Here is an 18,843-nt window from a genome sequence, read left to right as displayed (position 1 = left end):
CTAGGCTCCGACGGACAGGATGTCACGGGCCGCGCCGACCGTCGTCTCACGACGGAGCATCGCCCGGATCTTCACGAACTCGGCGCGCCGCTCGAATGCCAGCACACCGTGGAGCGTGTCGCCGCCGGCGTACAGGTACAGGGATCCGCCCGGACCCGGGCACTCGATTATCTCCTCGTCACCTCGGAGGAATCCCGAGAACTGGATGCGGACACCGTGCTGATCGGACCAGAAGTAGGGCACGGTGACACAGTCGATCGGGGCCAGGCCCGTCACGGCGTTGGCCGCGTTGATTCCGGCCGCGCGGCCCTGCTCGGCCGCGTTGGTCCAGTGCTCGATGCGCATCGTCGCACCGAATCGCCCGTTGGGCCAGGTGACCACATCGCCGGCCGCGTACACGCCGTGCGCCGCACGCAACGTCGCATCGCACACCACCCCGTTCTCCAGCGTCAGTCCCGAATCCTCCATCCAGCCCGTCGACGGTCGAACGCCGATACCGAGAAGAATGACGTCGGCCGGGACAGTGGCACCGCTGGCCAGGCGGAGCACTCTGCCCGGCTCGGCGTCTTCGACTCCGGTCACCGCGTCCCCGAGCACGAGCGTCACACCGGAATTTCGATGCAGCGCCGTGTATTCGGAAGCCACCGGGTCCCCGAACCGGCCCAGAGGTTTCGTAGCGAGATCGACGATGGTGACGGGTCGTCCGACCGTCGCCAGCGTGGCGGCGAATTCCCCACCGATGAAGCCGGCTCCGATGACGGCCACCGACTTTCGTCGATCAGCCACCGCGGCGCGGAGGGCGACAGCGTCCTGGAAGCGCCTCAGCACGAACACGTCGGGGAGCTGTCGGAACATCGGCGGAAAGATCGGTTCGCATCCGGTTGCCAGAATCGCTGCGCCGTAGGTGATGTCACCGGCGGTCGTGGAGACCGTGCGGCCCTCGACATCGAGAGAGGTGACTCGGGTATCGGTCACGAACTCCACTCCGTGCTCGCGTAGACCTGCGACGGAGGGGTAGGTCAATGCCGAGAGGTCGAGGGTGCCGTCGAGTGCGGTCTTCGACAGTGGTGGCCGCTCGTACGGTAGGTGCGGCTCGTCGCTGACCATCGTCACTCGAACAGCGGGCGCATGCCGCGAGATCGCCTCGGCCGCACGGACCGCAGCCACGGACCCGCCCACGATCAGAACGTCGGTCTCGGCGCTCATCGCTGCGGCCCGTCGGACAGCGTGCCCACCGCGCACACGACACCCGCGGCGCTGCGCGCTTCGGCGCCGACCTGGAGACCGTCGGCATCGGGGGTCACGGTGACTGTCTGCGGCCGCGTCATCGGTGAGACCAGTCGGTACCCGAACGTCCGGTTCAGCAGCGAGATTCCCTGGCGACGCATGTGATCGGCCATCAGGAACGCGAGCAGTGGTCCGTGGATCACCAACCCGTCGTATCCCTCTCGGCGGCACCAGTCGAGGTCGTAGTGGATGCGGTGCGCGTTGTAGGTCAACGCCGAGAACCGGAACAGGAGCGCCTCGTTCACCGGGAGGGACAGCGACGGCTCACGCACCGGATCGACCGCCGGAGCGGGTGTCGGGAGGGGCGCAGAACCACCCTCCCGGTAGACGATGTCCTGTTCCTCGCGGATGACCAGTTCGCCGTTCTGGGTGATCTCCTGGAGCACGGTGGTGAGCGTCAGCGCACCGGTGCGGCCCACCTTGTCCACCGACTTCGCGATGGAGGTCACCTTCGTCGCGGGCTCCCCGATCCGCAGCTCCCCGAAGGTCGTCACGCGACCTCCTCCGAACATGCGCCGGCGACCACCACCGGGCGGTGCCGGGATCCCCGTCAGCGGGTGTCCGTCCTCGCCCAGATCTGCCTGCGGGTCACGAGGAAGCAGGTGCAGCCAGTGCCAGATCGGCGGCACGGTGTCACCGAGTGCGTGGGGAACGTCGATGTCGAGAAGTGCGGCCATCGACTCGACCGGTTCGGCCGAGATCACCTCGGTCCGCGCGATCGTCTCGGGCGTGGTCATGATGTGGGTACCCTTTCGGCCGCCAGCACGGCGAGGAGTTCGGTGAGGTCGGGAGCGTCGTCGAGGTTCTCCACGGCAGAAACCAGGCGAGACGCAATGTCCCCGCCCAGTGGGCGGAGCACCGACGTAGCCTTGGCGACGACCTCGTCGTGGGAGAGCGGGCGCACCGCGGATCCGCGTGCGTCGGTGGGGTTTCCGGCGTCCACGGTGATCGTCTCGCCGTCGGTGAGCACGAAGGACAGCCGAGGACCGTCCTCGATCTCGATGGAGTCGTCCACCTCCATCGAGATCGCCGTCAGAAGATCGGCGATCCGTGCCTCGCCGTGACGGGGCGGGTCGTAGTCGGCAAGCCCGAGGTCGCGGCCACACAGCGCGAGAGCGACAGCGTAAGGAAGGCTGAACTGGGCGTCGAAGACGTTCTCGATCGGCGAGACCGACAGCATGTTCACCGCGGTGGTGCCGGCGGTGATCGTCACCGACCGGACGTTCTCCGGACCGAGGCCGCGTTCGGCGATCAACCTCCGCACCGCGTCGACGGCGGAGTGGCTCCCGCGGCAGCACGCGTACGGCTTGAGATAGGAGGTCGCGACGTTGTAGTCGACACCCAGATCCCGCAGTGCGCGCTCGGGATGGCCGATCCCGTCGGCGAGAACCGAGTGCAGGCCGCCCCACTCGGCTTCGAAGATGCGCCGAGGTCCGGTGATGCCTCCGACGGCCAGGACCGCGGCGTCGACGCCGGTCTCACCGGCCTTGCCCGGGTGGATACGTTTCGTCAGCGCACCGTCGTCGATGAACGCCCACACACCTCCGGTGAACGATCCCGCGATCCCGAGAGCGTCGGCATAGGCTCCGCGGTCGGCGCCGAGAAGCGACGCCGCCGCTGCGGCTGCGCCGAGGCTGCCCATCGTGCCGCTGGTGTGCCAGCCGCGATCGGTGTGCGCGGCGAAACCACCGAGCGATTGCAGTGCGCGATACCCCACGTCGTAACCCGCGACGACCGCGGTGATCACCTGTCGCCCGGTCGATCCGGCATGTTCACCGACGGCCAGTGCGGCAGGTAGCACCGTCGAGCCGGCGTGGCCCGCGCCGCCACCGTCGTCGAAATCGCGGGCATGCGCCGACGTACCGTTGACCAGGGCGGCGTGCGCGGGGGTGAACCGGTGTCCGGTCCCCCAGACGACGGATCCCGTGGGCGAGGACGAGAACGACACGGACGCGTCGATCACGGCCGTCACCTCAGGTGTGCTCGCACCCACGAGCGCGACGGCCAGCGTGTCGAGGATGTGGTCCTTGACGGCGTCGACGACATCGCGCGGGAGATCGTCGTACGTCGTGTCTGCCCACTGCGCCGCGAGGTGTTCGGTGATCGTCTGCGCTGCCGCGGTCACGGCGTGGCCTCCGCGACAGATCGGCCGGCGCGTGCGGGTCCGAGGTCGACGGCGAGCGAGTCGACGAGCCAGCGTCCGCCGGCATGTCCGATGCGTGTCCCCTCGTCGACCACCGTCGCATCGGGGTAGCGGTCGAGCAGGAAGCCCACCACCTCCTCCATCTCCACCTTGGCAAGGCTCTGTCCGAGGCATCCGTGCAGACCTGTACTGAAGGTCAGTGGTTGCACGCGTTCACGATCGATGTCGAAGGCATCCGGGTTCGGAAAGCGTTCGGGATCGCGATTGGCCGACCACACCGCGACATGGACATCGGATCCGGCCGGGACGGTCGTGCCGGCGATGTCGATGTCCTCGGATGCGATCTTGCTGACGATGCCGGGACGGGGGTAGAGCCGGCATGCCTCGACGACCGCGGCAGGAACCAGGGATCGGTCCTCCTGCAAGCGCTTCCACGTCTCCCGCTCCCGCAGGAGTGTCCACACGACGAGAGCAGTCTGGTGGGAGGTGTTCACCGAACTGGCCTCGAGCATCGCCGTCGCCTCGCTCAGCAACTCCTCGGCATCGAGCTTTCCCTCGATCTCCTGGCCGATGAGGAACGAGAGCATGTCGTTGCCCAGTCCCTGTTCGCGCTTGCGTGCAATGAGCGAGGTCAGGTATGCGAACAGTTCGTCGTAGGACTGCAAGATCGAGTCCTTCAGACTCGGATCTCGTTGCAGCAGCGCGAGAGTGCCCGCGGACAACCTGGCGACCAGAGGTGCGTCCTCGGCGGGCGCTCCGGCGAGGAGGCAGTAGACCCGCGCCGGGATCTTCCGCGCCACGGTCTCGTTGAAGTCGACCGGGCCGTCGGACCGGCCACCCGGATCGATGTCCGCGAGGATTGTGCGGAGCTCGACGCGAATGTCCTCGACCATCGTCGGGCCCATGAATCGAGCGAGCGGGGTCCGCAGCCGAATGTGCCGTGCGCCCTCGGCCATGATGAGGCTGCGGGCCCGGAAATCGTGGACCGGACCGTCGGTGATGCCGAACTGTTCCATGAGCGTCAGCGCAGCGTTGACGAAGCGCATGTCGCGCAGAACGGTGGTCGCGAGCGCGAAGTCGAGGACGGCGTATCCGTACTCGCCGCGGATGACCGACTGGCCATCGGCTGCGCCACCGGAATGGGTGGGCGAATCGGGTGCGAACGGATCCAGAGCGTGTGAGGTCGTCATGAGCGCGAGATCGCTCCCATCGGGCAGCAGAGAATCGCTTCGTCGAGGTCCTGGTCTCGATCGTCCGGCACGGACTCTGCGAGCTGGACCAACAATCCGTCGTCGCCGATACGGAACACGTCGGGCATCAGCGCGGCACACGTGCCGTTGGCATCACATCGGGCGAAATCAACAGTGACGTCGATCATGGCGAACATCCTCACTCGGTCGAAAATTTATGGCGTGGAACACAGTCTTCGCCGGCTCCAACCATTTGACAAATATCAATAAAGCGCCCCTGCCATAGCGTGAAAATATGGCAGGGGCGCGAGTAGCCGAGTGGCTCATGACTCAGCAGCAGTAGTGCGTCACCCGCGGCATCTCTGCGCAGAGCGGCTCCAGGATGCGGCGCACACGAGCGCCGGACTCCGAACCTGCGAACGTCTCGGTGTGGTCCTCGAGCCGTGCCCACCGCGCGGTCAGCAGGTACGTGTCCTGACGATCGACGCTGGCGGCGAGCGCCGCGTCGGAGCATCCCGGTGCGGCCAGCAGCAGAGCGCGGATCTCGTCGAACCCGCTCTCGAGGTCGCCGGCACACCCCTCCCTGACCCGGATCTCCACGTGCTCGGCGATCATCGGTCGACACCTCGGTCCGCGATGGCCGACATGTCCACGAAACCACCTCGCAGAAAGATCAATGGTTCGTCGGAACGCTGCTGCGCGATGGCTTCCACTCGACCCACCACGTGCAGGTGATCACCGATGCGGTCCACCGAGTGCGGACTGCAGTCGATCGAGACGATGGCGTCGGACAACCAGGGCACACCGTGTCCGGACGGACTCCACTCGACCCCCAGGAAGCGTTCGGCGCCCCGTCGGGCGAACGCGCGACAGAGATCGCCGGCGTGAGCACCGAGAACGTTGATCCCGAAGTGGTCCGCCTCGGCCAGGACCGGCCAGGTAGTCGAACCCAGATCGACGTAGAAGGCGACCAGGGGCGGGTCGAGCGACACCGAGGTGAAGGTTCCGACGGTCATACCCGCCGGACCGTTCTCGGTCATCGCGGTGATCACCGAGACGCTCGTGGGCACGTGGCTCAGAACGTGACGGTAGTCCTCGGCATTCGCCTGACCTGCGAACGTCTGCGCCACTGCGGCGGTCACCGTCCTCACAAGCCGATCGTCGGATCGTAGTTGCCGAGAAGCTGACGGCCGTAGGCCTCGCGGCCGATCTCGGGCGTGACCAGCGCGTGCCGCGCAGCCGTCTCGCTGTCGCGCCAGACGCGGCCGAGGACGTTGACGTCGGCGAACGAGCCGGCGCCGTTGGCGGTGAGCAGGTAGTCGATCTCTTCCTTGACCAACTCGGCGACCACGCCGGTGTCGTTGCGGATGCGCGCAAGAATTTCCGGATTCGGCAGCTCGTGCTTTTCTGCGGCGCCATCGATGTCCGCCGCCATCGCGTCGAGCAGCAGCTCGGCGAGACGGAGCTTGGTGGCAGCGCGCGCCACACCCAGCTGGTGGGTCGGCGAGTCCTTTGCCTGGCCGTACGCGGTGTAGGCAACGGGCTTCTTCGGCAGCTTCTCACGGGTGAGCTCGAGGGCGTGACGGCCCAGACCGATCTGAGGCGCGACGAGGATGCCTGCCGCGACCGCGTTGAACGGCATCGAGGCGACGTGCTCCTCGGTGAACGGTGAGCGGAACTTGGACGAGAACATGTCGGCGACCGGCTGGACGCGGTATTCCGGCACGAAATGATCCTTGACCACGATGGTGTCGCTACCGGTTCCCTGCATGCCTGCGACGAACCAGGTGGGCTCGATGGTGAACGCCTCGGCGGGGATCAATGCCATACCGGGTGCGCCACCTTCGAGAGTGATGGTGAGGCTCGCCCACTGGGCCGCGAACGAACCGGAGGCATACGGCCACTTGCCGCTCACCAGATATCCGCCCTCGACCTTCTCGCTCTTGTCACCCGGGGAGAAGATCCCGCAGATGCGCGCACCGGGGTTCGCACCGAAGACATCGTCCTGCGCCTGGGTGGTGTTGGTGGCTCCGTAGGCCGTCGCGAGCAGAGTGAGCGCCGTGACCCAGCCGGTCGATCCGTCGCCGCGGGCGATTTCGGCGACCACGTCGCACGCTGTCTTGAACGTCGCACCCTGTCCACCCCAACGCTTGGGGACCATCACATGGAACAAGCCGGCCGAGGCGATCGCATCGATCACCTCGGGCGAGACCTTGCGATTCTTCGTGGCGTCGGCGGCGTGTTCGCGAATGAGCGGGATCAGCGCGGTGGCGCGTGCCACCAGCTCTGCGTCCGATACGCCGGCGGTGTCGAGATCTGCGAGCTCGGGGGTGGCGAAGGCGGTCATGTCGGGTCTCTTTCGTTCGGGAGGACGTGTCCGTCGGGTTCGGTGACCCCGATCACGTCTGGCTTCCCCAGCATGCGACGCCCGTCAGAACGCTGCAACGCCGAAATGTTGGGCGGGACCATGCTTCGGACACATGCCACACGATGCTCGGCGTGCATGGTCGACCACATGATTCTGGTGGTGGACCGGACACGTGGACCGATGGTCGTATGTAGCGCACGTCACAACATCGGACGCGGTTGCGGTGCGACACAGTCCCATCGCCCACACAAGGAGTGCATATGAGTCGAATCATCATCAGCGGAGCCTCGGGCGATCTGGGGAGGAGAGTGACGCGCCTGCTCCTCGACGCCGACCCCGATCGCGAGCTCATCCTGACCACCCGCACCCCCGAGAAGCTCGCGGACTTCGCCTCGGACACCGTGCAGATCCGGCACAGCGATTACCAGTACCCGCCGACGGTTCGGGAGGCCTACGTGGGTGGGGACGTGCTCTTCCTCATCAGCGGCCTCAACCTCGGGAGGCGAGTGTCGGAACATCGCGCCGCGATTGCCGCCGCTCAGCACGCCGGTGTGGGCCACATCGTCTACACCTCGGTCGGCGGCGTGCAGCCGGGCAACCCCGCGCTGTCGGCCATCGATCATCTGCAGACAGAAGCCGATCTGCGGGAGTCCGGCATCACGTACACCTTCATGCGGAATCACCTGTATGCGGAGATCGTCAGCAACATTCTCGTCGCACCGGCAGTACCGTCGGGCGTCCTGTCCCAGGCCACCGGAGACGGAATGTTCGCTCCGGTCGCCAAGGAGGATGTCGCACGCTGCGCCGCGCAATGCCTGATGCACCCGGCGGCGCATGCCGGACGGATCTACGAGATCACCGGTCCCGAGCTACTCGACTTCCACCGGATCGCGGCCATGGCCTCGCACGTGCACTCGTCTCCGGTCGAGTACAAGCCGGTCTCCGAGGAGGAGCGACTGGCATTCTTCGACGCGGTCGGAATCCCGCGCACGTACGACCCGAGCATGCCCCCCAGCCCGGACGGCCACCTGTGGGCCAGCGACGAGCTCGTCTCCGCGGAAGTCGGTCTCGCCCAGGGATATCAAGCTCTCCAAAGCTTGCACGTGCAGCAGATCACCGGACGCGCGCCGGAGCCGCTCGCCTCGGTGATGGAGCGAGTTCGCGAAGTCCGTTACGACAAGATCGACGCCACTGTAGCGTGACCGATCTTCCGCCGGGGGTGGCCGCGTGTCACAGCGGCCGCCCCCGGCGGACACCACCTCGACACCCGTACCGAAGGACCGAAGACCCATCATGACGATTCCCGTGGAACCGACACCGCTTCGACCACGCACCCTCGGTGCGGACAACTCTGCGCTGGTGCCTCCACCGACCGACGCGAGACGCCGCGAGATCAGACGGGTCGTTCTGTCCAGCTATCTGGGCAGCACCATCGAGTACTACGACTTTCTTCTCTACGCCACATCCGCCGCCATCGTCTTCGCTCCCGTGTTCTTCTCCGACCTCTCACCCGTCGCGGGCACCATCGCGTCACTCGGCACCTTCGCGGCCGGTTATCTGGCACGGCCTCTGGGCGGAGCGATCTTCGGCCACTTCGGTGACAAGTACGGACGCAAATCGATGCTGCTGGTGTCGATGAGCGTGATGGGCGCGGCGTCGTTCCTGATCGGACTGGTTCCGCCGGCCACCGCCATCGGTTCCTGGGCAGCGATCATCCTGGTTCTGCTCCGCGTCCTGCAAGGCATCGCCATCGGCGGTGAATGGGGTGGCGCGACCTTGATGTCGCTCGAACACGTCGGTGGTCGAGGGCGGGGCTTCGCTGCCGCATTCACCAACGCAGGCGCACCGACCGGCTCGCTGCTGGGAACCCTCGCCCTCGCTCTCGTCGCGCTGCTTCCGGAGGACGACTTCCTCGCGTGGGGTTGGCGGATCCCGTTCCTCCTCTCCGCCGTCCTTCTCGCCGTCGGCCTGTTCGTTCGCAGCAGGGTCTCCGAGAGTCCCGTGTTCCGCGAGGCACTCGAACGCAGTGCGGCACAGGCTTCGGGAGCGCGTGCGGCCGCACCGATCGTGAGCATTCTCCGTCGCCCGCGCAATCTGATCCTCGTCGCCGGCGGGTGCATGGCCAGCGTCGCCATTCAGATCATGTTCGCCACCTTCGCCATCGGTCACGCCACGAAGTCCGGGGTGGCCCGGTCGGACGTCCTGCTCGGTTTCGCCCTGTGCCAGTTCGTGGCAATCTTCGCTCTTCTCGGTTTCGCCCGACTGTCCGACCGTGTCGGCCGTCGACCGGTGATGCTCGCCGGGCTCGGCGTGTTCGCGGTGGTGATCTTCCCGGTGCTCGCGATGCTGTCCTCCGGAAGCGCACTGCTGGTGACACTGGCCTTCGTGCTCGGTTTCAGCCTCGTCCAGTCCGCGACGTTCGGCCCGATGGCGGCATACATCGCCGAGCAGTTCGGCACGTCCGCGCGGTACACCGGCGCGTCGCTGGGGTACCAGGCCGCCACGCTGCTGGGTGCAGGATTCACTCCGGTGATCCTGGTGTCTCTTCAAGCCGCCGCGAACGGTTCGACATTCCTGGTGGGCCTTTACATGATCGGCCTCGCCGTCGTCAGCGCAGTGTTCATCGCACTGTCGAAGGAGAGCAAGGACCGGGATCTGGACACGTACGAGCACTGACCGACGCTCCTATCCGCCCCCGACTACGACGTCGGGGGCGGTTCGTGTGCGCCGTGCTCGGCGGTCTGATCGAAACGCGTCCGGGCACAGTCGATCTCATCGGTGTGCCGCAGTCCCCAGTCGATGAGGTTCACGACGAGATCGGACAGTTCACGTCCCAGCGGGGTCAGGGTGTACTCGACGTGCCTGCGCGCGCCGGTGATCACCGTGCGCGTGTACATGCCGTCACGCTCGAGCATGCGCAGATTGTGGGTGAGCATCTTCTGGGACAGAGGGTGTGTGGGATCCAACGTGTCGAGCAGCCGGCGCATGGCCGAGGGGCGCAGCGCGCCAACGCGCGAGATCACCAGAAGCCAGTTCCGCCAATAGTTTCCGACATGTCCGACGATGCCCACCACCGGCACATTTCTGTTCCTGTCGAACTCAGTGAGCACGGAGGCGAGACTTCGGAACAAGTCCTCGGTCTCCTCGGAGGGTGCGGACACGCCGCGAAGCACGAGTGCGATGTCCTCCATGATGATGTCCACGGGTGAAGCATCGCCGGAGACTGCGTCGACTCCCACGGGTCGGCCCTCCTCATGTATCCGTCCGCACAGTACCGCGAACGCAGCCACGTTCTCGCGTATTCGTCACACGGATCGACGAGCCGCACACCATGGTGCGGCTCGTCGACCGGTCAGCGCCTCAGCCGCCGTCAGCGGGCAGGAGCGACGCTGTCACCTTTCCTGGACTGGTCGACGAGTTGGCCCTCGTGCGAATAGCTTTCGTACGCCTCGGCGAGGTCTCGGTACTTTCTGAACTCGCGGAGCCCGTCGTAGTCACCGCGGCGCACCCTGTCGACGAAGTCGGGGTTCGATATCTGTGCGCGCCCGACGCCGATCATGTCGAAGTCGCCGGCCTCCAGGCCCTGACGTACTCGGATGACGTCGTCCTCGACTTGGAGGAGCGGGTCCTTGTCGTCGAAGACGTCGCTCGCCAGATCGGTGGACAAACCGACACTGCCGATGGTCATGACAGGAAGGTCGGTCATGGTCTTCACCCATGCTGCGACGCTCTTGCGCGGATCCAGCTCGGGCCACCCGGGTGCGTCGAATCGCCGCGCCGAGATGTGGAAGACGTTGGCACCCGCCTGCTCCATGCGCTCGAGGAACGGTCCCAAATCGTCCGGGTGCTGCGCGATCTTCGCTCCGTAATCCACTTCCTTCCACTGCGAGAATCGCACCGAGATGATGAAGTCTGGTCCTGTCGCCGCGCGGATAGCTGCGATGATCTCGGCGGGATAGGCTGCGCGCTCGGCCAGCGTGTCGCCGCCGTACTCGTCGGTGCGAATGTTGCTCTCGTGCCACAGGAACAGGTCGAGGAGGTACCCGTGTGCGCAGTGAAGCTCGATCCCGTGTGCACCGAGACTCTGCGCGATCCGGGCGCTGTCCACATAGGCGTTCTTGGTGTCCTCGAGGTCCCGTCGAGTCATGGCGACACCGTTTGGCCGTCCCTCCTGGATGAGGCCCGACGGGCTCCACGCGGGATGATCGGGATATGGATTCTCGATGCCGTCCACGACAAGGCGCAGAGCGCCCGGGTGCCATAGCTGCATGAGCACCACGACGTCTCCGGTACCCAGCACCTCGCGAACCACGAGCCCCCAGTCGTCGGCAGTGTCGCGGCCCAGGATGCTGAACGCCGGCTGCCAGTACCCCGCAGGATGTTCCGGCGCCGCCCCCTCCGTGATGATGACTCCCGGCCCTTGCTCGGCGGTGGTTCGGAGTGTTGCCGCCATTCCCGCGGTGGGTCGATATCCACGCGATCCGCGCTGCATCGCCGGCAGATAGAACCGATTGCGAACGGGTGTCGTGTTGAGCACGAGTGGCGAGAACAGTGGGTCCGTCGCGGTCGGTTCCGGATCGAGGAGAATCGAATTCTGTTGCATGCGCCTGCCTTTCGATTGCTACTGAGACGCTCGTCACGTTATGTCCGTCATATTTACGGTGACAATCGGGCACTTTTTCGTTCCCGATGGTTCAAAGACGTCACGCATGCCCATGACAAGCGTCTATGCACGGGGGGCATGCCCCGGATGAAGTACGTGGTGTTGCCCGGGTCACTCGCCGACGTCAGGCTTGGTGCTCGGCACGAACTCTCGGTGCCGAGTACCTAGTCGATGGAGGAATGTCGTGACCCGGATCGTCATCAGTGGAGCATCGGGCGACCTGGGACGTCGGGTCACGCAGCAACTCCTCGAGGCGGACCCGGGTCGAGAGCTGACCTTGGTCACACGATCCCCCTCGAGCATCAGCGTCGAAGGGCCTGGCGTCAGCGTGCGTCCTGGCGACTTCGAGAGGCCCGAGCTCTTCGACGAGGCCTATCGCGGAGGCGATGTCCTTCTCCTCATCAGTGGTTTGAACCTCGGTCGTCGCACTGCCGAGCATCGCACTGCTGTCGACGCCGCCGAGCGAGCCGGCATCCGCCACATCGTCTACACCTCCGTGGGCGGCGTGCAGCCAGGTAATCCCGCACTGTCGGCGATCGATCACTACGAGACGGAGCGCGATCTCCGCACGAGCCGACTGGCGTACACGATCCTCCGCAACTCGCTGTACGCAGAGATCGTCGGCACCATCTGGTTGGCCCCCGCCGCCCGCGAGGGTGTTCTCGAGATGGCCACCGGGCACGGGTCGCTGGCCCCGGTGTCGAAGGTCGACGTCGCCCGTGTTGCCACCGCCGTCCTGGAAGACCCGACAGAACACGCCGGCGCGGTGTACGAGATCACCGGACCGGAGCTGCTGTCCATGTCCGACATCGTGCGCCTGGGAGCGGAGGCGTTCGAGACACCCATCGAGTACCGGGCGGTCTCGGAGGAACAGCGGCTCGCCTATTTCGATTCGGTCGGGCTGCCGCGAACGTACGACCCCTCGATGCCGCCCAACGCGGAGGGCCATCGGTGGGCGAGCGACGAACTCGTGTCGGCAGATCTGGCAATTGCCGGCGGGTATCAGTCCATTCTGTCCGGCCATGTCGAACAGATCACGGGTCGAACACCGGCATCACTTCGATCCGTGCTCGACACCGTCAAGGACGTCCGGTACGACCGCATCGGTTCGATGGTGTGACGGCGCTCGACCCTTACCGCTGCAGTCTCGGAGAAGAGGGATCTTTGTGCCACACATAGCGATCGAGTACACCGACAACGTGTCCGACCTGCTGGACGCGACGGGGTTGGTCGATGCGATGCATGCGACGGCCAAGCGACTGGGCGTCTTCCCGCACTGGGGCATCAGGACATTCGCGACAGCCGTCGAGACGTCGCGTATAGCCGACGACGCCGTCGACGGTCCGACCGGATACGTGCATGTCCGCGTCAAGATCGCAGCCGGTCGTGACGAGGCCACCACTGGACGGATTGTCGAGGAGTTCCATCGGACCTTCCCCGCGCACCTGGTGGACCTGTGTGCCGATCGGCCCGTGGGTTTCCAGCTCGAGGTCTTCGAGTTCGATCCGTCGATGACGCGGTCGGGTGGAAGTATCGCGGGGTCGCCTACTCGGGCGACGCCGACCTACTGACCATGGGCTCGATGCGGAGATTCGAAAGCTCTCTCTACAACAGAATTCGCGGACGTGCGATGATGAATTCGCACGTGATGGTTGAACTTGTCAGCTCGGCGCCCGAGCACATCTTTCAGCGGCGCGGGCAGCGCCGGGCATGTTCGCTTCTGAGGGATTTTATCCGTCGTCGGAGTTGCACGGCATCTTCGCCGACGGTGTCGTCACTGCACTCGACCGAGCCGGCGACCACAGCGTGCTCGCGGCCACGGGTCCAACTCCGTCCCGATCGGTCACGCCAGGCTGGTCTCGATGTGGGGCAGGAGGCGAGGGTGTTCGTCACGTCGACGAAGGTCACCATCAGCGTCGATCGAGCACAACGATCCGAACCGTAGCCGAACTTCTAGGGCGCGACGAAGCCCGCATCGGCGAGTCATCTGCGACCCTCGTCGCCGGTGACGAGGTCCTCGAATGCTCTGGCCGTGGCGGCATTCGACGACTCCGCGAGGGTCGCGGAGGACAGGTGTTCACGGCTCCGGCCGAATACGCGCGGAGCGCTTCGTCGGTTCGACGCCGTACCGGACGGCGAGGCGCTCGTTGTCGTTTTTTGAAGTCGTCGGCAATGGACGCGCGACAGGCCTCGGGCAGGTCGAGCCCAGTTGACCCGCCGCGCACATGGTCTGCGACTCAGTCGACCAGGTCAGGGCATTGCGGGCGTAACTCACACCGGAGTGGGGGCGAGTCGTATCCGCCGTCGCCGACCACTACTGCGTCATCACACGCCGTGCGGGGGCCAGATGTCAGGGTCGAGGCACTCTCGTAGCGCAGCAGCGAACTCGGTGGGTCGACCCGTCTGACCGAACTCACCACCGAGAAACCCCTGATGCCCGCCGGGGAAGACGACAGCATCCTGACCCAACAGCCGCGCGACCGCATACGCTGCACGACCGGCCATCTCGCCGTCCTCAGGTCCACCGGACTCCTCGCCGACCGCGACGACGATGCGAGTCGACGCTGCCGTCAGACGCTCCACGTCGGGCACGTAATCGACGCCCAGTCCACGCATGTTCGACATCAGCGGATCGGTACGAGAACCGTCGTCCTCGGTCGGGAGTCCGAACTGCGCCGGGTCCGGCGCCGACCCCGCGAGGTACGCGTCGTCGACCGGACCGCGGTGCATCACCAGGCGGATGAACTCGGCCATCGCCGGCCCCGTCCCCGCCGCGTCGTACGACTCCACCATGTGCGCGCACGCAGCCGAGATGCGGTCGTGATCAGCGAGTGCACCACCGGCCGGTGGCTCATGGGCGACGAGAGTTCGGATCGCGCCCGGCCGGCGTTCGACGCACGCCAGAGCGTTGACCGCGCCGCCGCTGGACGCGAACACATCGACAGGACCGCAGTCCAGCGCTGCGATCAACGCATCCAGATCGTCGGCGTGCTGCCGCGCCGTGACCGCAGCCGTGGGCTCGTCACGGACACTGCGCCCGGTGTTGCGTGGGTCGTAGGTCACCACCGGTCGATCGGTGAAGTGTGTACGGAGCGTGGTGAACCCACTCGCATCCATCGGTGAACCGATGAGCAACAGGGGTGTACCCGAGGTCAGTGGACCATGGACGTCGTAGGTGATGGTGGCGCCGGAAACGGCGAGCGTGTGTGTAGTCATGCAGTGTCGACTCGGGTCCCCCGACGAACTCATCGCCGGACTGCGTGGGCCCTCCGCGTCACCGTGCAGGAAAGGCTTCTTTCAATGGCTTGGAAAACGTCGAAATAACGGTCGCGGGGGTCCCGGAAGAGCCGTGATCAGACCCGCGGCTGCCGTATTTCCAATCGACCGCCGAGGGCGATGCGGTCCGTCCACTCGAGTCCGCCCATGTCCACGCCTCCCGCGACGGGATAGGAAGCGAGTGGAATAGGTCCACGACAGTCCATGGAGGTTCACGCGCCGTCGTGGATTCTTGGGCGTGAAAGTCCACCCACAGCCACCCACGTCTACCCGAGTCCATCGAACGAGTTACGACTGAGTTGTGACAACTCGTGACATCGAGCCACGTCTCGGCAGTTTTCGCAGGTGACCGGACGCCCCTGGGCCGTGGCGGACCTGCACGGACGTATCGCTGATGCGGTCAAGCGAGAGGTCTGAGCGGGCTGTTTCGGAGCATTTGTCCTGCTCAGAGGCATATTGAGAGCCTCCGTTCGGGATTGAACCGAAGACCACTCGCTTACAAGGCTTCGACGACCCGATCAGGTGGATTCACCTGGACTCACGAAAACCGGACTGAAATGCACGTTCGTCCATCCGCGTCCGCCTCGGTCCACCTCCGTCCGTCCCGACTTGTGACACCCTCGTGACACCGACAAACCCTTCAGCCGAATCCGATGAGATGCGTATCACGCTGCCAGACAGCATATCTCGTCAAACAAAGGAGCAGCTGCGGCGGGCCCGGCCGCATGACGGACCTTGATGGCCCGTTCACCCCGAGTGGCGGGAACGTTCAGCGCGCGGTCGACGCGGGGCGTTCTCCGCTCGCTGGTGCGGTTCGGACCCGGCATGCACGCCGAGTGTCGGGCCGCCGTCAACGGATATGGTTCGAGAATGCACAACGCAGGGCCGGATGCCGCCGACGATTCGCCACCCACTCGCTCTGCTCGTCGACCGGCGGCCGTTGCGGCGGCGCGCGCCACACCGCGAAAAACGTCCAAACGGGTGACGATCACCCAGGTCGCCGAACGCGCGGGGGTATCGATAGCTGCCGTCTCCTTCGCAGTCAACGGCGGCCCCGGTGTGAGCGACGAAGTTCGCGCGCGCATCCTCGACATAGCGCGCGAGATGAACTTCCGGCCGAGCAAGACAGCACGCGATCTTCGAGCGGGAACGCCCAGCACCATCGGGTTACTCCTGGCCGACATAGCCAACCCGTTCTACTCCGAACTCGCCTACGGTGCGATCGCTGCCGCGGGTGTTCGGGGGTACGAAGTATTCGTCTCGCACGTGGGTGTCGATGGCACACACCAGAGTGATGCAGCACTGGCGCAGGTGGACCGCCACTCCGGAGGACTTCTGTTCACCTCGCTCACATCGGCGGACACGACACTCCTCGACGAACTACGTGACCGCCGTGAGCCTTTCGTTCAGCTGTACCGCCACGTGGAAGGAATCGACGCCGACTTCGTGGGCATCGACGACCTCGGTGCAGGACGCGAGCTCGGTCGCCATGTCGCGGACTGCGGGTATCGACGGGTCGCGGTACTGGGCGGTCCCCCACTTTCGAGCGCATCCCGGAATCGGGCGAACGGGTTCGTCTCCGCACTCACCGACGCCGGGGTCGACATCGTGAACAGAACGGCCATGTGGGGGGCACTCACGCGAGAATCCGGGGCCGCACGCGCGAGGGAATTGTTCGCACACCATGCCGACGTCGATGCCGTGATGTGCGGAAACGACGTCATCGCTGTCGGCGTGTACGACGTCTGCAGGGAACAGGGGCGAACCGTTCCCGGCGACATCGGACTGACCGGATTCGACGACATGAGTTTCTCCAGTGCGGGGCCCTTACAACTGACCACCATCACTGTTCCGCGAGAAGAGATGGGGCGCAGAGGAACCGAGTTACTGCTCGACCGCATCGACGGATCGACCGCACCGACACAACACGTGATCCTCCCCCACGTCCTCCGGATTCGCGAGACCACTGCGCCGCGGTGACATTCGACAGCGTCCGGTGTAGGAACCAGTGACCGGGGCTTGCCTGACACCGACGCTGTGTGCCACACTACTTAAACCTTTAATACGGAGGACTTCGATATGGGTTCGACGCTCGATCACACCTCGGAGGCCGCGATCCCCTACCGCGGTCCCAAGTCCGACAGCATGCTCGACGACTTGGTGGAACCGGGGGCACTCGACCTGGACTGCGAGGAACGTCTGTGGGTTCCGCAGTCCCCCGACGTGACGTTCCGGCCGCTGCTGCTGTCGGTCAGTCAAGGCTTCTTCGTCAACATCCTCCGCGTCCGCAAGACCGGAATCCTCTCCCGCCACCGGCACGCCGGCCCGGTGCACGCCACCACGCTGCGTGGTCGGTGGCACTACCTCGAGCACGACTGGTGGGCCGAGCAGGGCAGCTACGCCTTCGAGCCTCCCGGCGACATCCACACCCTCGAAGTACCCGAGGGTGTCGACGAGATGGCCACGATGTTTCACGTCACCGGCGCCTACATCTACGTCGACCCCGACGGCAACCCCGTCGGCGTCGAGGACGTGTTCACCAAGATCGACAATGCCCGCAAGCACTACGCGAGCGTCGGCCTCGGCGCCGACTACGTCGACCGCTTCATCCGCTGAATCCGAGAGATCCGACGACACACTCGCAGAGCATCCGGTGGTGGGCGCTCGCACGAACGAGAGGCCATCCCGCCTGCGCGCATGATCACGAGCAGCAACACTCCGCTCGACTTCGCCGTTCTCGACCGGCCCGCACCAGGACCCGGTCACGGCCAGGTGCTGGTGCAGACGGAAGCGTGCGGCCTGTGTGGCAGCGACGTACACGCGTGGCGCCAGGACGCCGGTTACTACTGGGTTCGGCCACCGGTGACGATGGGGCACGAAGCAGTGGGCACCGTGGTCGCAGTCGGGGCCGGCGTCGACCGTCGGTGGGTGGGACGACGAGTGGTCCCCGTATCCATCGACGGCCGCGGTGACTGTGCGGTGTGCCGACGAGGGCTACGCCAGATCTGTGAACAAAAGTCGGTTCTGGGCCTGTCGTTCGACGGCGCCGCGGCAGAGCTCTTCGTCGTCGACGAGCACCGACTCGTGCCTGTGGAGCACGACCTGCCGGTCTCGGTACTGGTGCTGACCGAACCGTTGTCCGTCGCGTGCCTGGCGGTCACCCGCCTGCAGCGAGCCGACGAGGATGCCTTCCGCGCGGTGGTCTCCGGGCCCGGACCCAACGGGGCTGATGATCGCGCTCCTGCTCACCCAGTCCGGACACGATGTCCTCCCGTCGTACCGGGCGGAACGGTAGTGGTCCCCGCACTGTTCGCCATCAAAGCCGAGGGACTGCGCGCGGTGTCGGCGATCAAGGCCGCGCATCCGGACGAAGAGGTCTTCGCTGATCTCGAGACGGCGGATGCCGGGTTCCTCGAGGCCGACATCGCCTTCACCGCCGGCGCGGACATCGTGACCGTCCTCGGCTCCGCCGGCGACGCGACCATCAAGGGTGCTGTCGAGGCCGGTCAGAAGCATGGCAAGAAGGTCGTCGCCGATCTGATCGGTGTCGCCGACCGCATCGAACGAGCCCGCGAAGTTGCCGAGCTCGGTGTCTCGTTCGTCGAGACCCATGCCGGTCTCGACGAGCAGGCACATCCCGACTACTCCATCCAGACCCTGCTCGACGACGGCAAGATCGCAGGGGTGCCGTTCTCGATCGCCGGCGGCGTCAAGGGCGACACCATCATCGCGGTGCGGGATTCCGGCGCCGATGTCGCCGTTGCCGGCGGTGCCATCTACGGTGCCGAGGATCCGGCGGCGGCGGCCGAGGCCCTGAGGGACGCACTCACCACCTAGACCTGACCCACCCGATGGCCCCGCACACCCGTGTCCGGGGCAATCGGGGTCTCGTCGACTCAGTCCGGTTCATGTGTAC

General features: G+C 65.8%; 18 protein-coding genes. 7 read left to right on the top strand and 11 right to left on the bottom strand.

Annotated elements, in window-relative coordinates; all coding sequences use genetic code 11:
* The 8 genes from HQ314_RS18275 to HQ314_RS18240 form a co-directional block, all read right to left on the bottom strand.
* Window positions 1-1,206, bottom strand: a complete 1,206-nt coding sequence (locus HQ314_RS18275) for an NAD(P)/FAD-dependent oxidoreductase (protein WP_222650841.1) — start codon at window positions 1,204-1,206, stop codon at window positions 1-3.
* Entirely contained in the window at window positions 1,203-2,024 is an 822-nt protein-coding gene (locus HQ314_RS18270) for a MaoC family dehydratase N-terminal domain-containing protein (RefSeq protein WP_056449166.1), read from the bottom strand. Before HQ314_RS18270 ends, HQ314_RS18275 begins: the two co-directional genes overlap by 4 nt.
* A complete protein-coding gene (locus HQ314_RS18265; RefSeq protein WP_222650840.1) occupies window positions 2,021-3,412 on the bottom strand; it encodes an MmgE/PrpD family protein in 1,392 nt (463 codons plus the stop codon). The genes HQ314_RS18270 and HQ314_RS18265 overlap by 4 nt, the downstream gene beginning before the upstream one ends.
* Complete coding sequence (locus HQ314_RS18260; RefSeq protein ID WP_042574428.1) at window positions 3,409-4,620, bottom strand: cytochrome P450; 1,212 nt, start codon at window positions 4,618-4,620, stop codon at window positions 3,409-3,411. The genes HQ314_RS18265 and HQ314_RS18260 overlap by 4 nt, the downstream gene beginning before the upstream one ends.
* Window positions 4,617-4,808 carry a ferredoxin gene (locus HQ314_RS18255; protein ID WP_042574547.1) on the bottom strand — a complete coding sequence of 64 codons (192 nt, stop codon included), beginning with the start codon at window positions 4,806-4,808 and terminating at the stop codon, window positions 4,617-4,619. The genes HQ314_RS18260 and HQ314_RS18255 overlap by 4 nt, the downstream gene beginning before the upstream one ends.
* Window positions 4,809-4,950: 142 nt before the next feature.
* Window positions 4,951-5,235: an antibiotic biosynthesis monooxygenase gene (locus tag HQ314_RS18250; RefSeq protein ID WP_222650839.1), complete on the bottom strand. Its 285-nt coding sequence runs from the start codon at window positions 5,233-5,235 to the stop codon at window positions 4,951-4,953.
* A complete protein-coding gene (locus tag HQ314_RS18245) occupies window positions 5,232-5,762 on the bottom strand; it encodes a flavin reductase family protein (RefSeq protein ID WP_042574546.1) in 531 nt (176 codons plus the stop codon). The genes HQ314_RS18250 and HQ314_RS18245 overlap by 4 nt, the downstream gene beginning before the upstream one ends.
* A gap of 5 nt (window positions 5,763-5,767) precedes the next feature.
* Window positions 5,768-6,967 (bottom strand): acyl-CoA dehydrogenase family protein, encoded by a 1,200-nt coding sequence (locus HQ314_RS18240; protein WP_042574426.1) that lies wholly within the window; start codon window positions 6,965-6,967, stop codon window positions 5,768-5,770.
* A 281-nt stretch (window positions 6,968-7,248) separates the two neighbouring features.
* On the opposite strand from HQ314_RS18240, the gene HQ314_RS18235 reads away from it, so the two are divergent.
* The gene (locus HQ314_RS18235; protein WP_042574425.1) at window positions 7,249-8,190 is read left to right on the top strand and encodes an NAD(P)H-binding protein; all 942 of its coding nucleotides are present in this window, start codon (window positions 7,249-7,251) and stop codon (window positions 8,188-8,190) included.
* A gap of 91 nt (window positions 8,191-8,281) precedes the next feature.
* Window positions 8,282-9,664, top strand: a complete 1,383-nt coding sequence (locus HQ314_RS18230; protein WP_082043018.1) for an MFS transporter — start codon at window positions 8,282-8,284, stop codon at window positions 9,662-9,664.
* Between the two features lie 23 nt (window positions 9,665-9,687).
* Here the strand turns inward: HQ314_RS18230 and HQ314_RS18225 are convergent, their stop codons facing one another.
* Together HQ314_RS18225 and HQ314_RS18220 are read right to left on the bottom strand one after the other, a co-directional pair.
* Window positions 9,688-10,227, bottom strand: coding sequence for a helix-turn-helix domain-containing protein (locus tag HQ314_RS18225; protein WP_308119470.1), 540 nt, complete (start codon window positions 10,225-10,227; stop codon window positions 9,688-9,690).
* Between the two features lie 131 nt (window positions 10,228-10,358).
* A complete protein-coding gene (locus tag HQ314_RS18220) occupies window positions 10,359-11,591 on the bottom strand; it encodes a 12-oxophytodienoate reductase (RefSeq protein WP_222650838.1) in 1,233 nt (410 codons plus the stop codon).
* 244 nt (window positions 11,592-11,835) lie between these two features.
* Here HQ314_RS18220 and HQ314_RS18215 point away from each other — a divergent pair, with 244 nt between their 5' ends.
* Together HQ314_RS18215 and HQ314_RS18210 are read left to right on the top strand one after the other, a co-directional pair.
* Window positions 11,836-12,771, top strand: a complete 936-nt coding sequence (locus tag HQ314_RS18215) for an NAD(P)H-binding protein (RefSeq protein ID WP_222650837.1) — start codon at window positions 11,836-11,838, stop codon at window positions 12,769-12,771.
* 46 nt (window positions 12,772-12,817) lie between these two features.
* The gene (locus tag HQ314_RS18210) at window positions 12,818-13,222 is read left to right on the top strand and encodes a 5-carboxymethyl-2-hydroxymuconate Delta-isomerase (RefSeq protein WP_222650836.1); all 405 of its coding nucleotides are present in this window, start codon (window positions 12,818-12,820) and stop codon (window positions 13,220-13,222) included.
* Between the two features lie 754 nt (window positions 13,223-13,976).
* Here HQ314_RS18210 and HQ314_RS18205 read toward each other — a convergent pair.
* A complete protein-coding gene (locus HQ314_RS18205; protein WP_261781845.1) occupies window positions 13,977-14,867 on the bottom strand; it encodes an alpha/beta fold hydrolase in 891 nt (296 codons plus the stop codon).
* A gap of 1,041 nt (window positions 14,868-15,908) precedes the next feature.
* Between HQ314_RS18205 and HQ314_RS18200 the strand changes: the two genes are divergently transcribed.
* The 3 genes from HQ314_RS18200 (at window position 15,909) to HQ314_RS21525 (ending at window position 18,764) form a co-directional block, all read left to right on the top strand.
* The gene (locus HQ314_RS18200; protein ID WP_308014242.1) at window positions 15,909-16,907 is read left to right on the top strand and encodes a LacI family DNA-binding transcriptional regulator; all 999 of its coding nucleotides are present in this window, start codon (window positions 15,909-15,911) and stop codon (window positions 16,905-16,907) included.
* A 99-nt stretch (window positions 16,908-17,006) separates the two neighbouring features.
* Window positions 17,007-17,543, top strand: coding sequence for a 2,4'-dihydroxyacetophenone dioxygenase family protein (locus HQ314_RS18195; RefSeq protein ID WP_222626815.1), 537 nt, complete (start codon window positions 17,007-17,009; stop codon window positions 17,541-17,543).
* 81 nt (window positions 17,544-17,624) lie between these two features.
* Window positions 17,625-18,764, top strand: coding sequence for an orotidine 5'-phosphate decarboxylase / HUMPS family protein (locus HQ314_RS21525; protein WP_261781844.1), 1,140 nt, complete (start codon window positions 17,625-17,627; stop codon window positions 18,762-18,764).
* Window positions 18,765-18,843 lie beyond the last annotated feature (79 nt).

The organism is Rhodococcus sp. BP-332 (assembly GCF_019836065.1).
Lineage (GTDB): Bacteria > Actinomycetota > Actinomycetes > Mycobacteriales > Mycobacteriaceae > Rhodococcoides.
The sequence above is the reverse complement of the archived record's forward strand: the minus strand, read 5'-3'. Positions and strand labels throughout refer to the sequence as shown.

Coding starts and splice junctions, on each gene's coding strand:
- HQ314_RS18275 (WP_222650841.1), bottom strand. CDS start 1,206: ATGAGCGCCGAGACCGACGTTCTGATCGTGGGCGGGTCCGTGGCTGCG.
- HQ314_RS18195 (WP_222626815.1), top strand. CDS start 17,007: ATGGGTTCGACGCTCGATCACACCTCGGAGGCCGCGATCCCCTACCGC.
- HQ314_RS18230 (WP_082043018.1), top strand. CDS start 8,282: ATGACGATTCCCGTGGAACCGACACCGCTTCGACCACGCACCCTCGGT.
- HQ314_RS21525 (WP_261781844.1), top strand. CDS start 17,625: ATGATCACGAGCAGCAACACTCCGCTCGACTTCGCCGTTCTCGACCGG.
- HQ314_RS18235 (WP_042574425.1), top strand. CDS start 7,249: ATGAGTCGAATCATCATCAGCGGAGCCTCGGGCGATCTGGGGAGGAGA.
- HQ314_RS18270 (WP_056449166.1), bottom strand. CDS start 2,024: ATGACCACGCCCGAGACGATCGCGCGGACCGAGGTGATCTCGGCCGAA.
- HQ314_RS18250 (WP_222650839.1), bottom strand. CDS start 5,235: ATGATCGCCGAGCACGTGGAGATCCGGGTCAGGGAGGGGTGTGCCGGC.
- HQ314_RS18240 (WP_042574426.1), bottom strand. CDS start 6,967: ATGACCGCCTTCGCCACCCCCGAGCTCGCAGATCTCGACACCGCCGGC.
- HQ314_RS18255 (WP_042574547.1), bottom strand. CDS start 4,808: ATGATCGACGTCACTGTTGATTTCGCCCGATGTGATGCCAACGGCACG.
- HQ314_RS18220 (WP_222650838.1), bottom strand. CDS start 11,591: ATGCAACAGAATTCGATTCTCCTCGATCCGGAACCGACCGCGACGGAC.
- HQ314_RS18205 (WP_261781845.1), bottom strand. CDS start 14,867: ATGACTACACACACGCTCGCCGTTTCCGGCGCCACCATCACCTACGAC.
- HQ314_RS18260 (WP_042574428.1), bottom strand. CDS start 4,620: ATGACGACCTCACACGCTCTGGATCCGTTCGCACCCGATTCGCCCACC.